A 19,627-nucleotide genomic window follows, 5' to 3' on the forward strand; every position below is an offset into this window, starting at 1 on the left:
ATCTAACGCAGACGATCTCGAACAGACCCAGCGGACCGCGGCCAGTCCTCGGCGACCGTCATATGGATCTTGTCTTTTCAATCCTGAGCCGAAGCGGGGGCTTCTCCATGCGTGCAACTATCAAGATGAAACTGGCTGGCGCCTTCGCCACCGTCTTGCTGATCTTGGCGCTCATGGGCGTCGTCGGCATCATGAAGATGAGCTCGATCAACGAACAGTCGACGGTGATCTCTGAGAACTGGATGCCAAGTATAGATGCAATCCACAGCATCAATACCGCCACATCCGACCTGCGTGTTCAGCAATATGTCCACGTCGCGACGATCGACCCGACGGGTATGGCCAATGTGGACAAGGAAATCAGCGCAACGTTTGAGCTGATCAAGAAAGATCGCGCGCGCTATGAGAAGCTGATTTCCTCGGATAAGGAACGGGAGCTGTATGGGCGGTTTTCCGAAAAGTACGAAAAGTATATTCGCGACTCGGATCGCCTTCTTGTGTTGTCGCGAAGCAATCAGAATGCTGCCGCTGTCCAAGCCTTGAGTGACAGTAAGGCGCTGTACGACGATATGTCGGCGGACCTGCTCAAGCTGGTCAATCTGAACATCGATGGCGGCGCGGCCGCGAGCGCCGAAGGCGATAAGGTGTACGCCGATGCGCGAGCCTTGTTCATCGGACTGGTTGTCCTGGCGCTGGCCATCGGTTCGGTCGCGGCCTTGTGGATCTCCAGGACCGTCACGATGGGCCTGCGCAAGGTCAGCGTGGCCATAGATGCGGTGGCGGTCGGCGACCTGGAAAAGGACGTCACGGTGACGACCAACGATGAGATCAAGGATTTGGTCGATACGGTCAACCGGATGACCGCGAACCTGCGGGAGACCGCAGCGCTGGCGGACAAGGTCGCCGACGGCGATCTGACCGTGCGCCCCAAGCCCCTGTCGGACAAGGACACCCTGGGCATGGCGCTGGAGCGTATGGTGGAGCGTCTGCGCGGCGTGGTCGCCGACGCGGTCGCCGCCTCGGAGAACGTCTCGGCCGGCAGCCAGGAGCTTTCGGCGACCTCGGAGCAGATGAGCCAGGGCGCCACCGAACAGGCCACGGCCGCCGAACAGGCCTCGGCCTCGATGGAAGAGATGTCGGCCAACATCAAGCAGAACGCCGACAACGCCGCTCAGACCGAGAAGATCGCCCGCCAGTCGGCCGTCGACGCCGAGACCTCGGGCGCCGCCGTCAGCAAGGCCGTCGACGCCATGCAGACGATCGCCGAGAAGATCACCATCGTGCAGGAGATCGCCCGCCAGACCGACCTGCTGGCCCTGAACGCCGCCGTCGAGGCCGCCCGCGCCGGCGAACACGGCCGTGGCTTCGCGGTCGTCGCCTCGGAAGTGCGCAAGCTGGCCGAACGCAGCCAGACGGCGGCCTCCGAGATCAGCGCCGTGTCGTCCGACACCGTCAAGGCCGCCCAGTCGGCCGGCGAGATGCTGACCAGCCTGGTGCCGAACATCCGCAAGACCGCCGAACTGGTCTCCGAGATCAGCGCCGCCTGCCGCGAGCAGGACATCGGCTCCTCGCAGATCAACGAGGCCATCCAGCAACTGGACAAGGTCACCCAGCAGAACGCCAGCGCCTCGGAAGAGATGTCGGCGACCTCGGAAGAGCTCGCGGCCCAGGCTGAGGAGCTGCAGGCCTCGATCTCCTACTTCCGCACGGAGACCGCCGACCGTTCGACGCAGCGCCGGCCCGCCCCGCGCCCTGTCGCCGCCAAGCGCACGGCCGCTCCGGCCGCGCGCAAGCCGGCGCGGAATGCGGTGGCCGGCCAGCAGGCCCGCGTCGCCGGCTTCGCCCTCGACCTCACCAACGGCGGTCCCGACGACGCCGACGCCGATTTCAAGGAATATGCCTGATGAGCGGCTCGACCGAACAGTTCGTGACCCTGGGCCTGGGGGCCGAGGTCTTCGCGGTTCCCGTGGCCTATGTCCGCGAGATCCTCGACTACGCCAAGCCGTCCGGCATCCCCGACGGGCCGTCCTATCTGCTGGGCCTGACCGACGTGCGCGGTCGCGGCGCGCCGACCCTGGACCTGCGCCTGAAACTGGGTCTCCCCGCCGTGCCGCCTGATGGCGCGACGCGGATCCTGGTGGTCGACGTGCCGGTAGAGGACCGCATCCTGTCGCTGGGCCTGGTCGCCGACCGGGTGATCGAGGTGATCTCGTTCGCCGAAGGTCAGATCGAGGCCTCGCCCGACATCGGCGTGCCGTGGCGTTCGGACTACATCCGCGGTGTCGTGCGCCGCGACATGGCCTCGGGGAAGGGGGGCTTCGTGGTCATCTTCGACCTCGCCCGCCTGCTGACCAGCCAGGACGCCGCCTACATCGCTCAAGCCGCCTGATCGGATCCCTTAGTGTCGCAAGCCGCGCTCGCCCTCCAACCCGTCACGACCAGCGAACCGCTCAGCGCCCGCAACTTCACGCGGCTGGCCGAGTTCATCCACGGCTACAGCGGCATCAAGATGCCGTCGAACAAGAAGACCATGTTGGAGGGGCGCCTGCGCCGCCGGATGCGGGTCAATCGCATCGACAACGTCAACGACTACTGCCGCTTCCTGTTCGAGGACGGCGGCCTGGAAACCGAGACGATCCACCTGATCGACGCGGTGACCACCAACAAGACCGAGTTCTTCCGCGAGCCGGTGCACTTCGACTTCATGGAAAAGACGGTCCTGCCGCAGCTGGCCAAGACGCGTCGCCACATCAACGTCTGGAGCGCGGCCGCCTCGACCGGGGCGGAGCCCTACACCTTGGCCATGGTGCTGGACGAATTCTGTTCCGCGCGGCGCGGCCTGGACTATTCCATCCTGGGCACGGACATCTGCACCGAGGTGCTGCAGCAGGCGATCGCGGGCCGCTTCGTGGAGTCGATGATCCAGCCGGTCTCGATGCCCCGTCGCCAGCGCTACGTGATGCGGGCCAAGGACGCCTCGCGCGGCGAGGTGCGGATCGTTCCCGAACTGCGCAGCAAGGTCGCGTACGGCCGTCTGAACCTGATGGACGAGCGCTATCCCGTCGAACAGCAGATGGACATCATCTTCTGCCGCAACATCCTGATCTATTTCGATAAGTCGACCCAGGCCAAGGTGCTGGAGCGGCTGTGCCGCCACCTGGCGCCCGACGGCTATCTGTTCCTGGGTCACTCGGAGTCCATCGTGGGCATCGACCTGCCGCTGCGGCAGATCGCCAACACCGTCTTCCAGAAGGGCTAGGCCCTTGGCCGGCAAGATTCGCGTCCTGATCATCGACGATTCCGCCACCGTCCGGCAGACCCTGTCGGCCGTGCTGGAGTCCGACCCGCAGATTGAGGTGATCGGCGTCGCCTCCGACCCGTTCGTCGCCGCCAAGCGGATCCGCGACGATATCCCCGACGTCATCACCCTGGACGTCGAGATGCCGCGCATGGATGGCATCACCTTCCTGCGCAAGCTGATGAGCCAGCATCCGATCCCGGTGGTGATGTGCTCGTCGCTGATCGAGGCCGGCTCGGAGACCCTGCTGCAGGCCCTGGAGGCCGGCGCGGTCGACATCGTGCTGAAGCCGAAGATCGGGGTCGCCGATGCTCTGATGGAGTCGCGGATCCGTATCTGCGACGCGGTGAAGGCCGCCGCCAGCGCCCGCGTGGCTGGCGCTCGTCGCCCGCCCGTGGCCGTGCCGCGTCCGATCCACGAGCCGGAGAAGAAGCTTACCGCGGACGCCATGCTGCCCCCTCCGTCGGGGAGGGCCATGGCCAAGACGACCGAGGCCATCGTCTGCATCGGCGCCTCGACCGGTGGCACCGAGGCCCTGCGCGCGGTGCTGGAAGACCTGCCGCCGGATTCGCCGGGCATCGTCATCGTCCAGCACATGCCCGAGAAGTTCACCGCCTCGTTCGCCAAGCGGCTGGACAGCCTGTGCGCGGTCTCGGTCAAGGAGGCCGAGGACGGCGACACCGTCCTGCGCGGCCGGGTGCTGATCGCCCCGGGCAACAAGCATACGATCCTGGAGCGTAGCGGCGCCCGCTACTACGTCACGGTCAAGGACGGTCCGCTGGTCACTCGCCACCGGCCGTCGGTGGACGTGCTGTTCCGCTCGGCGGCGCGCTCGGCCGGCTCCAACGCCGTGGGCGTGATCATGACCGGCATGGGCGACGACGGCGCGCGCGGCATGAACGAGATGAAGCAGGCCGGCGCCTACACGATCGCCCAGGACGAGGCGACCTCGGTGGTGTTCGGCATGCCCAAGGAAGCCATCGCGCTGGGCTGCGTCGACCGCGTCGCGCCGCTGCACGCGCTGGCCAAGGAAATCCTGAAAGCTTCGAGCCGGTAGCACATAGATTCAGGTCCCCAACTGAACCTATGAACTTCGTCACTCCCACCCTGAAACGAGGGGAACACACCGACACTGGCAAAGGTCGGTCGCCGGCGCCCGGAAGCGGACATGGCGGTCATCTGTTCGGGGTGGAAGTTGGCCCCTATACACGGCGCCTCTACGGTCGTTCCCTGCCAAAGCTGAACAGCCCCAAAGCAGCCCTGACCTCGTTGAGCGTTTCCTGGGTTAGCGCCGCCCCACGCTCAGTGCCGCTTCGAACAAGATCCAAGACAAAGTCGGGCCGCTGGGCGAACGTAGCTCGCCGTTCGCGTATTGGAGCGAACAACGCCTGAAGGCGGGCATCCAGACGCCTCTTGAGGACCATGTCCCCGAGTCCGCCGCGCCGGTAATGCGCCTTTAGGTCCTCAAGCTCGTCGGGGCGGTCATCGAAGGCGTCGAGGTAGGTGAAGACGACGTTGCCCTCGACGCGCCCAGGATCGCTTACCCGTAGATGGTCGGGGTCGGTGAACATCGCCTGGACCGCCGAGCTGATCTCCTCAGGCTTAGCCGAGAGCGGAATGGCGTTGCCGGCGCTTTTGCTCATCTTGGAACGTCCATCGATCCCAGGGAGCCGACCCACGGATGACACGAGCGCCCGCGCCTCGGGCAACACCTCCCGGCCAACCTGGCGATTGACGCGGCGCACGATCTCATTCGTTTGCTCAATCATCGGGAGCTGGTCTTCCCCGACGGGCACCAGGCCCGCCTTGAAGGCGGTGATGTCGGCGGCCTGAGCGACCGGGTAGCAGAGAAAGCCGGCGGGAATGTCCCGCTGGAACCCGCGCTGTACGATCTCCTGCTTCACGGTTGGATTACGTTCCAACCGACTTACCGTGACGTAGTTCATGTAGAGCATCGTCAGTTCCGCGAGCGCCGGGAGACGCGACTGCACGCAGATCACGGACTTCTCAGGGTCTATTCCAACGGCGAGATAGTCGAGCGCGACCTCGATGACATTGCGCCGAATGCGTCCGGGATCATCGGCGTTATCGGTCAGCGCCTGGGCATCAGCAAGCAGCAGGAACTGGCGGTGATCGTCCTGGAGTGCGAGCCGGTTCTTCAGCGAGCCGACATAGTGACCGAGGTGAAGCGGTCCTGTCGTACGATCGCCGGTAAGGACGACAGGGCGGGTGTTGATGGCGGACATGACGGCTCTCCTGGAAAGGGGCGCCGCCAGACGGACCGGATCATCACGCATAACAAAGCGCCTAGGCCGGAAGTCCGGCGGCGCCGCGTGCGATGAAATGCGTGAACGACGGGCCGCTCCTTACGAAAAGGAGCGCCACCAGCAGCAGAAGGCGAGCGAGCGATCGTTCATGCGCGCCACATAGCATCCAGCCGACCAGGACGCTAGGCGGTCTCGCACGCGGTGAGCGTCCGCTCAGGGTCGAAGTTTGCCATAGGCTTCTGGCCCGTATCCGGACCTTCAGATCACCACCGCCAGGATTTGTCGGTCTCGGTGAACTCCCACCCTTGTGGCGGGAACCCCTCTATCCGCCGCAGGTGCGGGAGAGGCGGCTTGCGTCTTGTCGGCTGCGCCAGGGGCCGCCACAGGCGGGAATGACGGGGATTTTGGCGGCGGTGGCGCTCTAGGAGGTCGTCCTAGAACAGCAGGTCGTCGTCCTCGACGGCCTCGGTTTCCGCCGGCGCCTCGATCATCGCCAGGTCCAGCCCTTCCGTCAGCGCGGCGTGGACCTCACGTTCCTGGGCCATGGTGTAGCTGCGAGCCAGGTCGGTCAGCAGCGGCGACAGGGCGCCCATCAGGTCATCGACCTGGACGTCGCCGGACAGGCTCTCCAGCTCGGCGGCGGCCTGGTCGAGGTGGTCGCCGACCTGGCGCTGGAAGTCGAAGCGAGCGGCGGCGCGGCGGAGCATCTCGACGACGTCGGCGCCCTGGCGGGCGGCGTCGACGAGGCCGCCTTCGACGGCGTCGCCGGTCTTGCGGATACGGCCGACGGCCTCGCGCAAGGCGAGGGCTGCGCTGGCCGCGCCGTCCTGGCCGTTGGCTTGCGGCTGGGCGTCGGCCGAGGCCGAGAGCGACTGCAGCGCCGTCAGGGTGCGGGCGGCCGAGGTTTCCAGGTGACCGGCATGGGCGCGCAGCTCGACGGCGATAACGCCCAGCGGCTTGCCGGTCTCGCCGATGCGCGAGCACTTCAGCGTGGTGTTGAGCGCCATCATCTGCACGTCGGCGCGCATGTTCTGGATGCCGTGGATCTGGGCGGCCAGGTCGCGGGCTGAGCTGGCGGCCGAGTGGCTCACATCCGCGGCCTGGCGGGCGCCCGCGTCGATGTCGTCCACGAGCGCGAAGGCCTCGCCGACGCTGGTCTCCAGGCCGCGCAGGAAGCTGGTTTCGCCGTTCGACGAACCGCCCTGGGCATGGTCTCGCAGGCGCAGGATCTCGCTGGCGTCGCTGGCGATGGCGCTGACGCTCTGGCCGATGCGCGAGACGTCGCGGTGGAAGTCGTCGATGGTGGCGGTGAGTTGGGCGGCCAGCAGGCGGTGCACGAAGGCCTCTAGCCGCTCGCGCGCCTGCGCGGAGAGGGCGCGGGCCGGGGCCGAGGTTCGCAGCAGCGTCAGACCCTTCTGGACGTGCTCGATGCGCTGGCGGGTGATGTCGCCGATCTGCAGGGCGGCCAGGGCCGAGCCGATCTTCTTGCGGACGTCGCGGACCAGTTCGGCGACACGGGCGGTGATTTCAGCGATTTTCGCCTGGTGGTCGGCGATGGCGGCGGTCTGCCCGACCAGGGCGTCGGGCACGGCCGGCAGCAGGCCGTCGCAACGGCGGCGCAGCTCGTCCTCGTGGCCCAGGGCCGCGCGCAGGGCGCCGTCCATGCTGGAGAGGTCGTTGCGGAAGGTGTCCAGCTGGGTGCGGCCCAGCTCGATGCAGTCGCAGATCTCCTGGGCGAAGATCGCGAACTCCGGGCCGGCGGCGGCGATGCCGCCCGAGGTGATCTTGATGTTGACGCCGAAGACCCGGAGGTAGGCCAGGTGCTGGCGCATGTCCTCGATACAGGCGGTCAGGGCGTCGCCAGCGCTGACCAAGGCGCCCAGGCGGTCGCGGCGCGCGTGCAGGGCGGCGGGCAATTCCCGCAGCTGGTTGGAGGCTTCGCTCAGCTGGCGGGTCGCGGCGGCGACTTCCTGGCCTTCCAGGCCCTCGCGCATCCGGTCCAGGGCGGTGATCAGGGCGCTGGTCCCGTCCACGACCTGCGAAAGGACTTCGCCCACCTCCACGAAGCGACCTTCGATCGCGCCACGCGCGGTTTCCAGGCGCGCGTGAACCCCGCCGTCACCCGCATGGGAAGCTGAAAACGCCAGGGATGAGAGGGCCATGAGCTCGCCGTGTGAACCGTGGCCGACAAGATCATCCACAATGTGCGAATTTGGCGTAAAGGCCCGCCATGGTGGCGATTTTCCGTCCCCAAAAGAAAGACGGCGGACGGCCCGAAGGTCGCCCGCCGCGCGAGGTAGGAACGGAAACGCCTTACTTAGAAGGCCTTTTTGACGCCCAGTTCGATGGTCCGGCCCAACGGGTTGCCGGTCCACGGGTCGTAGCCGAACTCTTCCTGGGCCGGCGGCGGGTCGCGATCGAAGATGTTCGCGACCGTCGCGGTCAGGGCCATGTCGTCGCCCAGCTGCAGGCGGTAGGTGAAGTCGGTCGTCACCCAGGCCTTGCCGTCCTCGCCGTACTGGACGCCGGCCCGCTCATCCTTGACCGCAGAGACGTAGTTGACGCCCAGGCGGAAGTTCTGGCGGCCGAGGCCATAGTTGACGCCAAGGTTGGCGCGCAGCTTCGGGGCGGCCTGGGCGAACGTGGCGAAGTTCAGCGTGCCCAGCCGATCGTCGCCGGTCGAGATGGTCACGCCATCCAGGGTCGTCGGGCCGGTCTTCAGCTCGGTGACGCGGGTGGCGGTAAAGCTGACGTCTAGGTCACCGGGGCCGACCGGGAGACCGTAGGTCGCTTGAACGTCGAAGCCCTTGGTCGTCTGGCCCGGCCCGTTACCGTAGCGGGTGGAGACGGCGGAGAAGCTCCCGACGCCGCTCATGCCCACCGCGCAGCCGCTATTGAAGGTGATACGGGCCAGCAGGGGCTGCTTGGCGACATCGCAGGTGGTGATCGTGCCGCCGGCGCCGTTGAACACCAGGCTGGCGATCTGGTTCGGGTCGGCGACCTGGCCGATCTGGTCCTTCGTGCGAATGTCGAAGTGGTCGACGATCAGGCGGAACTTGTGATCGTCGAACAGGCCCCGGCTCTGCCAGATCGCGCCGATATTGGCGGTCTTGGCGGTCTCGGGCTTGAGGTCGGCGTCGGTGATGAACTGCGCCGCCAGCCAGTTGCTGGCCGCCACGGTGTAGGTGCGCGCGGCCACCGTGATGGCGCCCGGCGTCACGCCCAGCGGCGGGGTCTGGTAGTTGGTGCCGTACGAGCCGCGCAGGGTCAGGGGACCCCAGACGTTCCACTTGCCCGACACCTTGTAGACGGTGGCGCCGAGGTCATTGGAGAACTTTTCCTTGCGGGCCGCCAGCTGGATGTCGACGGTCGAGAACAGCGGCACCTGCAGCTCACCGAACAGCGAGTACTGGCTCTGGTCGGCCTGGACCGGGAGAGTCGGGGCGAACAGGACGAACGGCCCCGGCGCGTCGGGCGTGCAGCCCCGGAAGTTGGGATCGTTGGTCGCCAGCGGATTGGCCGGCAGGTTCGGCGAGCCCGGACCGTTGGCGCTGGTCGTGCCGGCGGGCCACTCGCACTGGACCGTCCCGTTGTTGAACGGGCTGGAGACGATCTGGCGGCTTTCGAACGAGCGGTACTGGGCGCCGAGCGCCCAACCCACCTCGCCGCCGGGCAGCTTCAGACCCGACAGGCCGTTGAACACCAGGTCAGCGGTGAAGTTGTTGCTCTTGGTCTCCACCGCGCGCGGATCGAACATCCAGAGGGAGAGATCCTCGGGGTTTTCGTGGCCGGCGATGTAGTTCGGGTTGGCCAGGCCGCGCACGGGTTGGCCCTTGAACGAACTGGAGAAGGGGTTCCAGTACTGGCAGCCGTTCTTGCCGGCGGCGGCGGCGTTCTGCGTGCCGAAGCGGGTCGGATCCAGGTCGGTGGCGTGGCAGTTCGAGCCGCCGAAGCCATTGAGGGCTTCCTGCAGGCGATAGCCGATGGTGTCGGCGTGGGTGTTGTAATTGTAGGCGTCGTTATAGGTCAGGGCGAAGTCGTAGCCGACGGCCTTGGCGAACGGCGCGAGGTCGCCCAGGTCGCCAGTGACGCCCGCCGAGACGCGCCAGACCTTGTTGGTGATCTTGTCAGCCACGCCGAAGCCGTCGCCGCCCGAATAGTAGGGATTACCGCCGTGGCCGAACAGTCGGTAGGTGATCGGCGTGAAGCCCGAGGCGCCGACGATGCCGTGGGCGGTGGCGAATTCGGCCGCGAACGGGTTGCTGATCGGCACGTAGAACTGGTTGACGGCGCCCGTCGTCAGGGCCGGGCCGCGCGACACTGGCTGGGCCGGCGAACCCATCACCTGCGGCAGGTCCACCTTGCCGTAGGAGGCGTCGGCGTGGAACTTCATGCTGTCGGTGATCTGCGCCTTCAACTGGGCGTAGAGCCGGTAGGTGTCCTGGTTCTCCACCAGTCGGTAGTACGGGATGTAGTTGTAGGCGCAGGTGTAGACGTTATCCATGCGGCCGCCGACGGCGGCGCAGCTGGCGGCGCTGAAGTCCGAGACGATGCCGCCCAGGTTCGCGCCCCACTCGCCGGTGTCCGTGGCGGTGGGCACGGCGGGCAGGGGACCGCGCGGCTGCCAGCCCGTCAGGTTGGTCAGGGTCGACCAGGGGGCGGGATTGTAGCCGGCTCCCGGCGTCAGCGAGGCCTTGGTGAAGTCGCGCTCCAGCGTGTTCAGGCGCGAGCGATGCTCGTACTCGGCCGAGACCAGCAGATTGACGCGGTCCTCGCCGATGCCGCCCATCACGCCGACCGAATAGTCGCCCTTCGAGCCCTTGATGTGCTTGTACTGGGCCTGGGCCTCCATCCCGACGAACCTGTCACGGGTGATGAAGTTGACGACGCCGCCGGTGGCGTCGGCGCCGTAGATCACCGCCGCGCCGTCCTTGAGAATCTCGGTTCGCGCCAGGGCGATCGAGGGCACGTTGGCGGTGTTCTGGTTCATCCGCCGGCCGTTCAGCAGCACCAGCGTCTTGTCGGCCCCGAGGCCGCGCAGATTGTAGTTCACCGAGCCGACCAGGGTCGGACCGCCGAAATAGTAGGACTCGCCGGTCGTCGGGCCCGAGATGGTCAGGCTCTTGGCGAACTCCAGCGCGGTCGGCGAGCCCTGCTTTTCCAGCTGCTCCTGAGAATAGACCTCCACGGGGAGGGCGGCGTCCAGCGCCGAGCCCCGGATGTTGGAGCCGGTGACGACGATCTCCTCGACCTGGGTGGAGGGATCGTTGGTCGTCTTTTCCTGACCCCTTAGTACTTGACTTTGGGCCGGGGCGCCCAGGCCCGCGATCCCGATCAACAGCGCGACGCCCGACGCGCTCATAAGCCCAATTCTCATGTGGCGAACCCTCCCGTTGAACGAGTCTCTAACGCTCATTCTCACAAGAGTGAGTATTGTAGCCTCACCGCGATGGCGTCAATGATCATTGTTCGACGACCTTGGAGCGCGGCTCTGACACGGCGATTGCCGTTAGGGGAACGATTGACAGGGGCGCGCCGGGCCGACTACGCGGCGGACGGTAGGACCAGGAGGACGGTTTGGCAGGAGCCACCGCGGAGGAGGCCAAGGAGCGCCCGCGCACCAAGGCCGAACAGCGCGCCCAGAGCCTCGAGCAGATTCTGGACGCGGCCGAGTACCTGTTCTCGCAGAACGGCCTCCACGGTGTGACGCTGCGCGACGTGGCCGTGCGGGTGGGCATCCACACCACGCTGCTGAACTACTATTTCAAGGACAAGACCAACCTGTTCGAGGCCGTGTTCGCCCGGCGGGCCGGGGTCACGTCCGGCCGGCGGATGATCGCCCTGGAGCAGTACGAGCAGTCGGTGGGCGACAGGCCGACCGTCGAGGGCGCGCTGCACGCCTTTCTCGATACCGACCTCGACCTCTACTACGAGGGCGGCGAGCACTGGATGAACTATGGCGCGTTCTGCGCCCGGGTCAGCAACACGCCCGAGGGCGCGGCGCTGATGGACGAGCACTTCGATCCGGTGGTCCTGAAGCTGGTCGGCATCCTCAAGCGCGCCCTGCCGGACTATGCCGACGAGGAGATCTTCTGGGGCTACCACTTCGTCTCGGGCGCGCTGATGAACACCCTGGCGCGGACGGGCCGGATCGACCGGCTATCCAGCGGCCTTTGCCACTCCGACGACTTTCCGGCGATCAAGAAGCGGATCGCGCGGTTCATGGCGGCGGGCTTCATCGCCCTGAAGGAATAAAGCCCGCGCGCGGTCTCTAGCTCTGCTCGGCCCGGCGGAAGATTCGGGCCAGCCACAGGAAAAGCCCGATCGCGATCACATAGAACGGGACCAGGGTGTAGAGCGCCATCTGCAGCGAATTGTGCGGATGGCTGGTTTTGAAGAAATCGCTGGCCGCGCCGACATAGGTCGGACCCAAGCCCAGGCCGATGAAGTTCATGACCAGCAGCAAGAGGGCGCCGGACATCACGCGCTGGTCGGGGCGCACTTCCTCCTGGACCAGCGCCACCGACGACGACAGGTAGAAGTAGTTCAGGAAAGTCGGGCCGATCAGCAGGGCCAGGGCCAGCGGCCAGGTCGGGGCCCAGACGAAGCCGATATAGAACGGGATCGCCAGGCTCAGGGAAATGACCGGGGCCATGGCGTAGACGACCTTCGACCTCTTGCGGAAGCGGTCGATCACCCGACCCGAGACAAAGATGCCGGCGCTCATGCCGATGCCGACGACCAGAGCGTACCAGACGGCGACCTCGTCGAGCGCCATGCCCTTCTCGCGCATCAGGAACAGGGTGGTGAAGTTGCCCAGGCCATAGGTCACGAACTGGGTCGCGCCGCTGCCCAGCGCGGCCAGCACCAGGGTGGGACGCGAGAAGAACATCTTCAGAGTCGACCAGAAGCCGGCCTTGGCGACCTTGATCTCGGTCCCGTCCAGGCCGCCGCGCGGCGGTTCCTTGACGACCAGCGGCAGGATCAAGGCGGCGGCCAGGCCGACGACGCCCAGGATCACGAAGGCGTAGCGCCAGTTGAACGCCGCGGCGATCGCCGCGCCGAAGGCGATGCCCAGCGCCGCGCCCACGGGCGGGCCAAGGTTGTAGATGCCCAGCGCCGTGCCGCGTCGGCCGGCCGGGAAATAGTCGGAGATGATCGCGTAGGAGGGCGGCACCCCGCCGGCCTCGCCGAAGCCGACCGTCATCCGGGCGAAGGCGAATTCGCCATAGCCGCGTGACAGGCCGCAGGCCACGGTCGCAGCGCTCCAGATTCCGCAGGCCAGGGACAGCACCGCCACGCGGTTGGTGCGGTCGGCCAGCCAACCGACCGGAATGGCGATGAAGCAGTAGAACATCGCGAAATAGAGGCCGCCGATCAAACCGAGCTGGCTATCGGAGACGTGCAGGGTGTCCTGGATCGGCTTGGCCAGGATCGACATCAGCTGCCGGTCCAGGAAGTTCAGCACATAGACGAACCACAGCATGCCCAAGACTAGCCAGGCGCGGCGGCCGGGGGCGGGGTGAGGGTGGTCTGGACGCGCGGACAAGGCCGCGGCGCCATCGCGCTCGAGGTCGTTCAAGGTTTCCTCCCAGCTGCCCGTTCTCGAGCCTTGCTTGCAGCGAGGATGACCTCAATACCGGCCTCGCGTCAATATTCACACGCGAGTGAGTGAGTGTTGACAGCGGCCCAGATCACCGCCACCGTGGGCTCACAACGTCGACGCAAACGATCGACGCTCGTTAGGGGAGTGAACGCCATGAAGGCTGGACTGCTTGCGTCGGCATGCGCCGTCGCGCTCGGCGTGTTTTCGACAACACAGGCGCTGGCCCAGGCGGCCGGCGGCGATCAGGGGAGGGGCGACCGCAAGGACGCCGATCTGGTGGGAGAAGTCATCGTCACCTCGACCCGCCGTCCCGAAAAGCTGCAGGACGTGCCGCTCAGCGTCACCGCCTTCGACCAGAAGGAGCTGACCGCCAAGGGCATCGTCGGCTTCGAGGGCCTGGCCCGTCAGACGCCCGGCGTGGTGTTGAACCGCGCCACCGCCAACTTCAACAACTTCACCGCCCGGGGCATCGCGACCAACGGCTACGGCGCGAACCTGCAGAGCACGGTGGCCGTCTATGTCGACGAACTGCCGATCTCGACGATCGGCAACACCACCGTGCTGGATCCCAACCTGTTCGACGTCGAGCGCGTGGAGTTCCTGCGCGGCCCGCAGGGCACGCTGTTCGGCTCGGGCTCGCTGTCGGGCGCGCTGCGCATCCTGACCAAGGCGCCGAACCTGTCGAGCCGCGAAGGGGCGGCCCTGGTCGACTTCGGTCTGACCGGCTCGGATTCCTTGCGCCAACGCTACAACGGCATGCTCAACATGCCGATCGTCCAGGACAAGCTGGCCCTGCGCGTGGTCGGCTTCTACCGGCACGAGGAGGGCTATCTCGATAACCTTGGCACCGGCGTCCACAACTCCAACACCCTGGTCGACTGGGGCGGCCGCGCGACGCTGCTGTGGAAGCCCAACGAGCGCCTGTCGGTGAAGGCGTTGTTCTCGTACGAGGACAGCAACCCGAAGGACTCGTCGATGGTCAATCCGGCCCTGGGCCGGAACAAGCGGGTCTCGGACCGGCCGGACCAGTTCGTGGGCGAGATGCGCAGCCACAACGTCACGGTCGACTACCAGTTCGACGGCGCGCACTTCACCAGCTCGTCGACCTATTCGAAGTTCGACCAGAAGTTCTATGTCGACCTGGCCGGCACGTTCGGCGGCGCGATCGCCTTCGCCCTGGACGCTGGCGGCTTCCAGAAGACCTTCGTCGAGGAGGCGCGTCTGGCGTCCGATCCCGGCGGCAAGCTCGACTGGGTGGTCGGGGGCTTCTATCTCGATCGCCGCCTGGACGTGGACTACTTCTACCGCTCCAATCCGGCCTTCCTGACCTCGCACGGCATCACCGGCCTGCCGGACGAGTACTACCAGCGACAGTACACCCACATAAATTCGCAGGAAAAGGCCGCCTTCGGCCAGCTGACCTATCACTTCAGCGACAAGGTCTGGCTGACCGGCGGCATGCGCTATGGCCGGGTCGAGGCCCAGGGCTTCACCGAGGCCGGCGGCTATAGCAGCGCCTATCTGACCAACGCCCTGTTCGGCATCCGCGGGCCGCTGACCCTGACGCCGTTCGCGGCGGCCAGCGGCGTCAAGGCGACGGGCAGCAAGCCCTCGTTCAAGGTCAGTCTGTCCTACAAGCCGTCGTCGACCCTGACGACCTACGCCACGGTGTCGACCGGCTTCCGCACCCCGGTGGTCAACGCCTTCGCCGGCCGGGCCAGCCTGGTCAATCCTAGCGACCTGATCATCCCGAACGGCGCCTCGTCCGACGACCTGACCAACTACGAGGTCGGGGCCAAGGGGCGGTTCCTGAATGGCCTCGTCTCGGCCAATCTCGCCGTCTACCTGATCGACTGGAGCAACATCCAGGTCCAGGCCAATCGCGTCTCCGACAGCGTCCAGTTCGCCACCAACATCGGCGCGGCGCGCAGCAAGGGGATCGAGCTGGAGCTGCTGGCCTTCCCGACCAAGGGCCTGACCATCGGCCTGAATGGCTCGCTCAACGACGCCAAGGTCACCGAGCTGACCCCGGCCGAGGCGGCGATCTCCGGCGCGGTGGTCGGCGCCCGCCTGGCCTCGCCCAAGGTGCAGGGCTCGCTGTTCGTCAACTACGGCTGGGACCTGACGCCGAAGGCCAAGGCCAACCTGTCGGTCGTGCTGCAGCACGTCGGCTCGTATCCGGGCTCGTTCCAACATGTGCCGGGCCAGCCGACCGTGACCAGCGCGACCTATGGCTTCACGGACTCGTATCAGAACGTCAACGCCACCTTCGCCGTGGCCATGGGCGACACGACGATCGGGGCCTATGTCGAGAACCTCTTCGACGACCACTCGATCACCTACGTCCACCCCGAGGCCTTCATCGCCAGCCGGTTCGCGACCATGCGGCCGCGCACGGCCGGCGTGCGCCTGGGCTATGCGTTCTAGGAGATGGGGATGAGCAGCTCGCGCAAACGTCTCCTGGTATCAGCCCTGGCTGTTCTGGCGATGGCTCCGGCCGTCGCCAGCGCCCAGGCCCCTGTCGTCAAAGCCCCGGCCGGCGCCGTGCGCGGCGTCGCTCAGGACGGCCTGGAGATCTTCAAGGGCATCCCCTACGCGGCGCCGCCGGTCGGCGCGCTGCGCTGGAAGCCGCCCGCCGCCCCGGCGACGTGGGGCGGCGTCCGCGACGCCCTCGACTTCGGCCCCTCGTGCCTACAGCCCAAGCCGCGTCCGGGCAGCATCTACGCTTCGCCCCTGAAGGCGTTCAGCGAGGACTGCCTGTCGCTGAACGTCTGGACGCCAGCCAAGGCCGCGAAGGCCCCGGTGCTGGTCTGGATCCACGGCGGGTCGCTGATCGGCGGCTCCAGCGCCGAGGGCCTGTACGACGGCGCGGCCCTGGCCAGGCGGGGCGTCGTCGTGGTGTCGATCAACTACCGCCTCGGCGTGCTGGGCTACATGGCGCATCCGGAGCTCAGCGCGGAATCGCCCGACCACGTCTCGGGCAACTACGGCCTGCTGGACCAGATCGCGGCGCTGAAGTGGGTGCGGACCAACATCGCCGCCTTCGGGGGGGATCCGGCCAATGTCACCATCGCCGGCGAGTCCGCGGGGGCCTTGAGCGTCATGTATCTGATGGCCTCGCCGCCGGCCCGGGGGCTGTTCAGCAAGGCCATCGCCCAGAGCGCCTACATGGTCTCGACGCCGGACCTGCGCGAGCCCAGGTACGGCCACATCCCGGCCGAGACCATGGGCGCGGCCACCGCCGCCAAGCTGGGCGCCAAGTCCCTGGCCGATCTGCGGGCCATGGACGCCGAGACCCTGACGACCAACGCCCTGATGGCCGGTTTCCAGACCTTCGGCGCGGTCGACGGCAAGGTGCTGCCCAAGCAGCTGGTCGACACGTTCGACGCCGGCGAGCAAGCCCACGTGCCGATCCTGGCCGGCTTCAACAGCGGCGAGATCCGCTCGCTGCGCTTCCTGGCCCCACCGCCGCCGGCCGATGGCGCCGCCTACGAGAAGGAAATCCGGGCGCGCTACGGCGACCTCGCCGACGATTTCCTCAAGCTCTATCCGTCCAGCGACGTCCCCGAGAGCGTGCTGCTGACCACCCGCGACGCCCTCTACGGCTGGACCGCCGAGCGGCTCGTGGCCAAGCAGACCGCCGTTGGGCAAGCGGGCTATTTCTACCTGTTCGATCACGGCTATCCGGCCGCCGAGGCCGCGGGTCTGCACGGCTTCCACGCCAGCGAGCTGCCCTACGTCTTCGGCTCCGCCAAGAGCGCGCCGCCGGCCTGGCCGAAGAACCCGGACACGCCCGAGGAGGCCAGGCTGACCGCCGCCATGGGCGACTACTGGGCTTCGTTCGCAAGGGACGGCGCGCCCAAGGCCGCCGGCCAGCCGGTCTGGAAACCGTACGGCGCCGAGCGCGCCTACATGGCCTTCACCGCGGCGCCCCAGCCGGGCGTGCATCTGCGCCCCGGCATGTACGAACTGAACGAGGCGGTGATGTGCCGCCGACGCGCCCAGGGCGACACGCCCTGGAACTGGAACGTCGGCGTCGTCGCGCCGCCGCTTCCCCCTGGAGTGACTCAGTGCCGATAAGTAGTGCGCCGACGATTGACGGCGAGATGCAGGCCTTCGCCCTGACGCTCGACAAGTTCCTGGACCACGCCGCCAAGTGGCAGCCCGACGGCCAGGTGGTGACCGCGCGCGAGGGCGGACGGATCGACCGGGTCGGCTACGCGGATCTGCGCGACCGCAGCCTTCGGGTCTCTTCGGTGCTCGCCGGGCTTGGCGTGCGCAAGGGCGACCGCGTCGCCACCCTGGCCTGGAACACCCAGGACCATGTCGAGGTCTGGTACGCGATCATGGGCATGGGGGCAGTGTGTCACACGCTGAACCCGCGCCTGACCGCCGAGCAACTGGCGGCGATGATCGTCCAGTCGCAGGCCCGCGTGCTGATCGCCTCGGCCGACCTCGCGCCCCTGGCCCGAGAGATCATGGACGCCGCGCCGGGCGTCGAACGCCTGCTGATCATCGACGGCGAGGCGTGGGAAGGCCAAGCCTTGGAGCCAATGATCGCCGCCGCCAGGCCGGACGCGATCTGGGGCCAGTTCGAGGAGACCGCGCCCAGCGGCCTGTGCTTCACCTCAGGCACCACGGGCGCGCCCAAGGGCGTGACCTATACCCACCGCTCCAGCTACCTGCACACCCTGCGGGCCCTTCAGGTGGACGTGATGGCGATCTCGGGCGCCGACGCGGTGCTGGCGGTGGTGCCGATGTTCCACGCCAATGCCTGGGGCCTGCCGTTCGCGGCCCCGGCGGTGGGCGCCAAGCTCGTCCTGCCCGGCCGTCACGCCGATGGCGCCAGCCTGGCCCGCCTGATCGCCGCCGAGGGCGTCACGGTCGGGGTCGGGGTGCCCACGGTCTGGCTGGGCCTGGTCGAGCATCTGGACGCCACGGGCGAGCGCCTGCCGTCGCTGAAGCGCATCATGGTCGGCGGCGCGCCGATGCCCCCGGCGCTGATGGAGCGGATCGAGCAGGGCCTGGGTGTCACCGTCCAGACCAGCTGGGGCATGACCGAGCTGTCGCCCTCCGGCACCGTCGCGCCGCTGCACGCGCCGTCGCAGGCCGCGCTGTCGGGCCGTCCGGCCGTGGGCGTCGACCTGCTGCTGACCGACGCCGACGGCGTGGCCTTGCCCCGGCAACGCGACGCCGAAGGTCACCTGCGGGTGCGCGGCGCGGCGGTGGTCGAACGCTATTTCGGCCACGAGGCCTCGGCCACCGACGCCGACGGCTGGTTTCCGACCGGCGACCTGGCCCGCATCGACGCGGCGGGCAACTTGATGATCACGGGCCGCGCCAAGGATCTGATCAAGTCCGGCGGCGAATGGATCAATCCGGCCGAGATCGAGGCGTTGGTCGCATCCTTGCCCGAGGTGTCGCTGGCCGCCGTCATCGGCCGGTCCGATCCCAAGTGGGGCGAGCGACCGATCCTGCTGGTCGAGACGCAAGGGGAGGTCAGCGACGAAGCGCTTCTGGGGGCGCTGCGTGGCCGGGTGGCGACCTGGTGGATCCCCGACGCCGTCTACCGCCTGCCGCGCATGCCCTTGGCGTCGACAGGCAAGATCGACAAGATAAGGCTGCGAACGGAATACGGCGGCGGTTGACGCTTCGTCCATCCACGCCTCTCGCCCAATGCCAGGAAGTCCCGCTCAGTGTCCGAAGCCGCCCCCACCCGTCGACGCACCACCAAGGCCGAACAGCGCGCCGAGAAGATGGAGCAGATCCTCGACGCGGCCGAGGAGCTGTTCTCGAAGCACGGGCTCCACGGCGTCACCCTGAAGGACGTGGCCAAGCAGGTCGGCGTGCATCACACGCTGATGAACTACTATTTCGACGACAAGAAAGCCCTGTTCGACGCGGTCTTCGCGCGCCGGGCGGTGGTGACCAGCGAGCGGCGGATGCGGGCGCTGGACGAGTACGAGGCGGCCTCGGCCGGCAGGCCGACGGTTGAGGGAGCCCTCCGGGCGTTCCTCGACACCGACCTTGATCTCTACATCGAGGGCGGGGAGGGCTGGAAGAACTACGCGGCCCTCGGCGCCCAGGTCGCCAACACGCCGGAGTGGGGCGCGTCGCTGATGGACGAGCATTTCGACCCTGTGGTGCTGCGCTTGATCGACCTGCTGAAGAAGGCCCTGCCGGGCTGTCCGGAGGCCGATATCTTCTGGGGCTATCACTTCGTGACGGGGGCCTTGATGCTGACCCTGGCCCGAACGGGCCGGATCGACAAGCTGTCGGGCGGGGTCTGCAAGTCCGACGACTTCCACGCCGTGAAGGAGCGGATGGCCGCGTTCATGGCCGCCGGCTTCATCGCGGCCTGCGAGCGGCGCAAGGCCCAGGCCTAAAGGCGGCTTGCCCTGGGCGGGACGGTTCTGTCAAAGATGTTCACTAACGAGATAGTGACTTGAGTGCGAG

The 19,627-nt window shown here is 67.3% G+C and carries 13 protein-coding genes; 9 read left to right on the top strand and 4 right to left on the bottom strand.

Annotation, left to right across the window (positions count from 1 at the left end):
- Positions 1–107 precede the first annotated feature (107 nt).
- The 4 genes from AC1RJ9_RS16405 to AC1RJ9_RS16420 are packed head-to-tail and all read left to right on the top strand — an operon-like array spanning position 108 to position 4,355.
- Positions 108–1,904, top strand: coding sequence for a methyl-accepting chemotaxis protein (locus tag AC1RJ9_RS16405; RefSeq protein WP_492837967.1), 1,797 nt, complete (start codon positions 108–110; stop codon positions 1,902–1,904).
- Positions 1,904–2,389, top strand: coding sequence for a chemotaxis protein CheW (locus AC1RJ9_RS16410; RefSeq protein WP_492837968.1), 486 nt, complete (start codon positions 1,904–1,906; stop codon positions 2,387–2,389). Before AC1RJ9_RS16405 ends, AC1RJ9_RS16410 begins: the two co-directional genes overlap by 1 nt.
- Positions 2,390–2,401: 12 nt before the next feature.
- On the top strand, positions 2,402–3,259 hold the full coding sequence (locus AC1RJ9_RS16415; RefSeq protein ID WP_492837969.1) for a CheR family methyltransferase: 858 nt from the start codon (positions 2,402–2,404) through the stop codon (positions 3,257–3,259).
- Positions 3,260–3,263: 4 nt separating this feature from the next.
- The gene (locus AC1RJ9_RS16420) at positions 3,264–4,355 is read left to right on the top strand and encodes a protein-glutamate methylesterase/protein-glutamine glutaminase (RefSeq protein ID WP_492837970.1); all 1,092 of its coding nucleotides are present in this window, start codon (positions 3,264–3,266) and stop codon (positions 4,353–4,355) included.
- Between the two features lie 160 nt (positions 4,356–4,515).
- On the opposite strand, the gene trpS is transcribed toward AC1RJ9_RS16420, so the two are convergent.
- From trpS to AC1RJ9_RS16435, 3 genes are all read right to left on the bottom strand, one after another.
- Positions 4,516–5,544, bottom strand: a complete 1,029-nt coding sequence (gene trpS / locus AC1RJ9_RS16425) for a tryptophan--tRNA ligase (protein WP_492837971.1) — start codon at positions 5,542–5,544, stop codon at positions 4,516–4,518.
- A 455-nt stretch (positions 5,545–5,999) separates the two neighbouring features.
- A complete protein-coding gene (locus AC1RJ9_RS16430; RefSeq protein WP_492837972.1) occupies positions 6,000–7,727 on the bottom strand; it encodes a methyl-accepting chemotaxis protein in 1,728 nt (575 codons plus the stop codon).
- Between the two features lie 155 nt (positions 7,728–7,882).
- Entirely contained in the window at positions 7,883–10,942 is a 3,060-nt protein-coding gene (locus AC1RJ9_RS16435) for a TonB-dependent receptor domain-containing protein (RefSeq protein WP_492837973.1), read from the bottom strand.
- Between the two features lie 200 nt (positions 10,943–11,142).
- Between AC1RJ9_RS16435 and AC1RJ9_RS16440 the strand changes: the two genes are divergently transcribed.
- A complete protein-coding gene (locus tag AC1RJ9_RS16440) occupies positions 11,143–11,820 on the top strand; it encodes a TetR/AcrR family transcriptional regulator (RefSeq protein ID WP_492837974.1) in 678 nt (225 codons plus the stop codon).
- Positions 11,821–11,836: 16 nt separating this feature from the next.
- Here AC1RJ9_RS16440 and AC1RJ9_RS16445 read toward each other — a convergent pair whose 3' ends face one another.
- The gene (locus AC1RJ9_RS16445; protein WP_492837975.1) at positions 11,837–13,147 is read right to left on the bottom strand and encodes a spinster family MFS transporter; all 1,311 of its coding nucleotides are present in this window, start codon (positions 13,145–13,147) and stop codon (positions 11,837–11,839) included.
- A gap of 177 nt (positions 13,148–13,324) precedes the next feature.
- On the opposite strand from AC1RJ9_RS16445, the gene AC1RJ9_RS16450 reads away from it, so the two are divergent.
- The 4 genes from AC1RJ9_RS16450 (at position 13,325) to AC1RJ9_RS16465 (ending at position 19,557) form a co-directional block, all read left to right on the top strand.
- Positions 13,325–15,598 carry a TonB-dependent receptor gene (locus tag AC1RJ9_RS16450; RefSeq protein ID WP_492837977.1) on the top strand — a complete coding sequence of 758 codons (2,274 nt, stop codon included), beginning with the start codon at positions 13,325–13,327 and terminating at the stop codon, positions 15,596–15,598.
- A gap of 9 nt (positions 15,599–15,607) precedes the next feature.
- Positions 15,608–17,251: a carboxylesterase/lipase family protein gene (locus AC1RJ9_RS16455; protein WP_492837978.1), complete on the top strand. Its 1,644-nt coding sequence runs from the start codon at positions 15,608–15,610 to the stop codon at positions 17,249–17,251.
- Between the two features lie 26 nt (positions 17,252–17,277).
- Complete coding sequence (locus tag AC1RJ9_RS16460) at positions 17,278–18,819, top strand: AMP-binding protein (RefSeq protein ID WP_492838079.1); 1,542 nt, start codon at positions 17,278–17,280, stop codon at positions 18,817–18,819.
- A gap of 108 nt (positions 18,820–18,927) precedes the next feature.
- Complete coding sequence (locus AC1RJ9_RS16465) at positions 18,928–19,557, top strand: TetR/AcrR family transcriptional regulator (protein ID WP_492838080.1); 630 nt, start codon at positions 18,928–18,930, stop codon at positions 19,555–19,557.
- Positions 19,558–19,627 lie beyond the last annotated feature (70 nt).

The sequence above is a fragment of the Caulobacter sp. GW822-FHT07D08 genome (assembly GCF_058798735.1).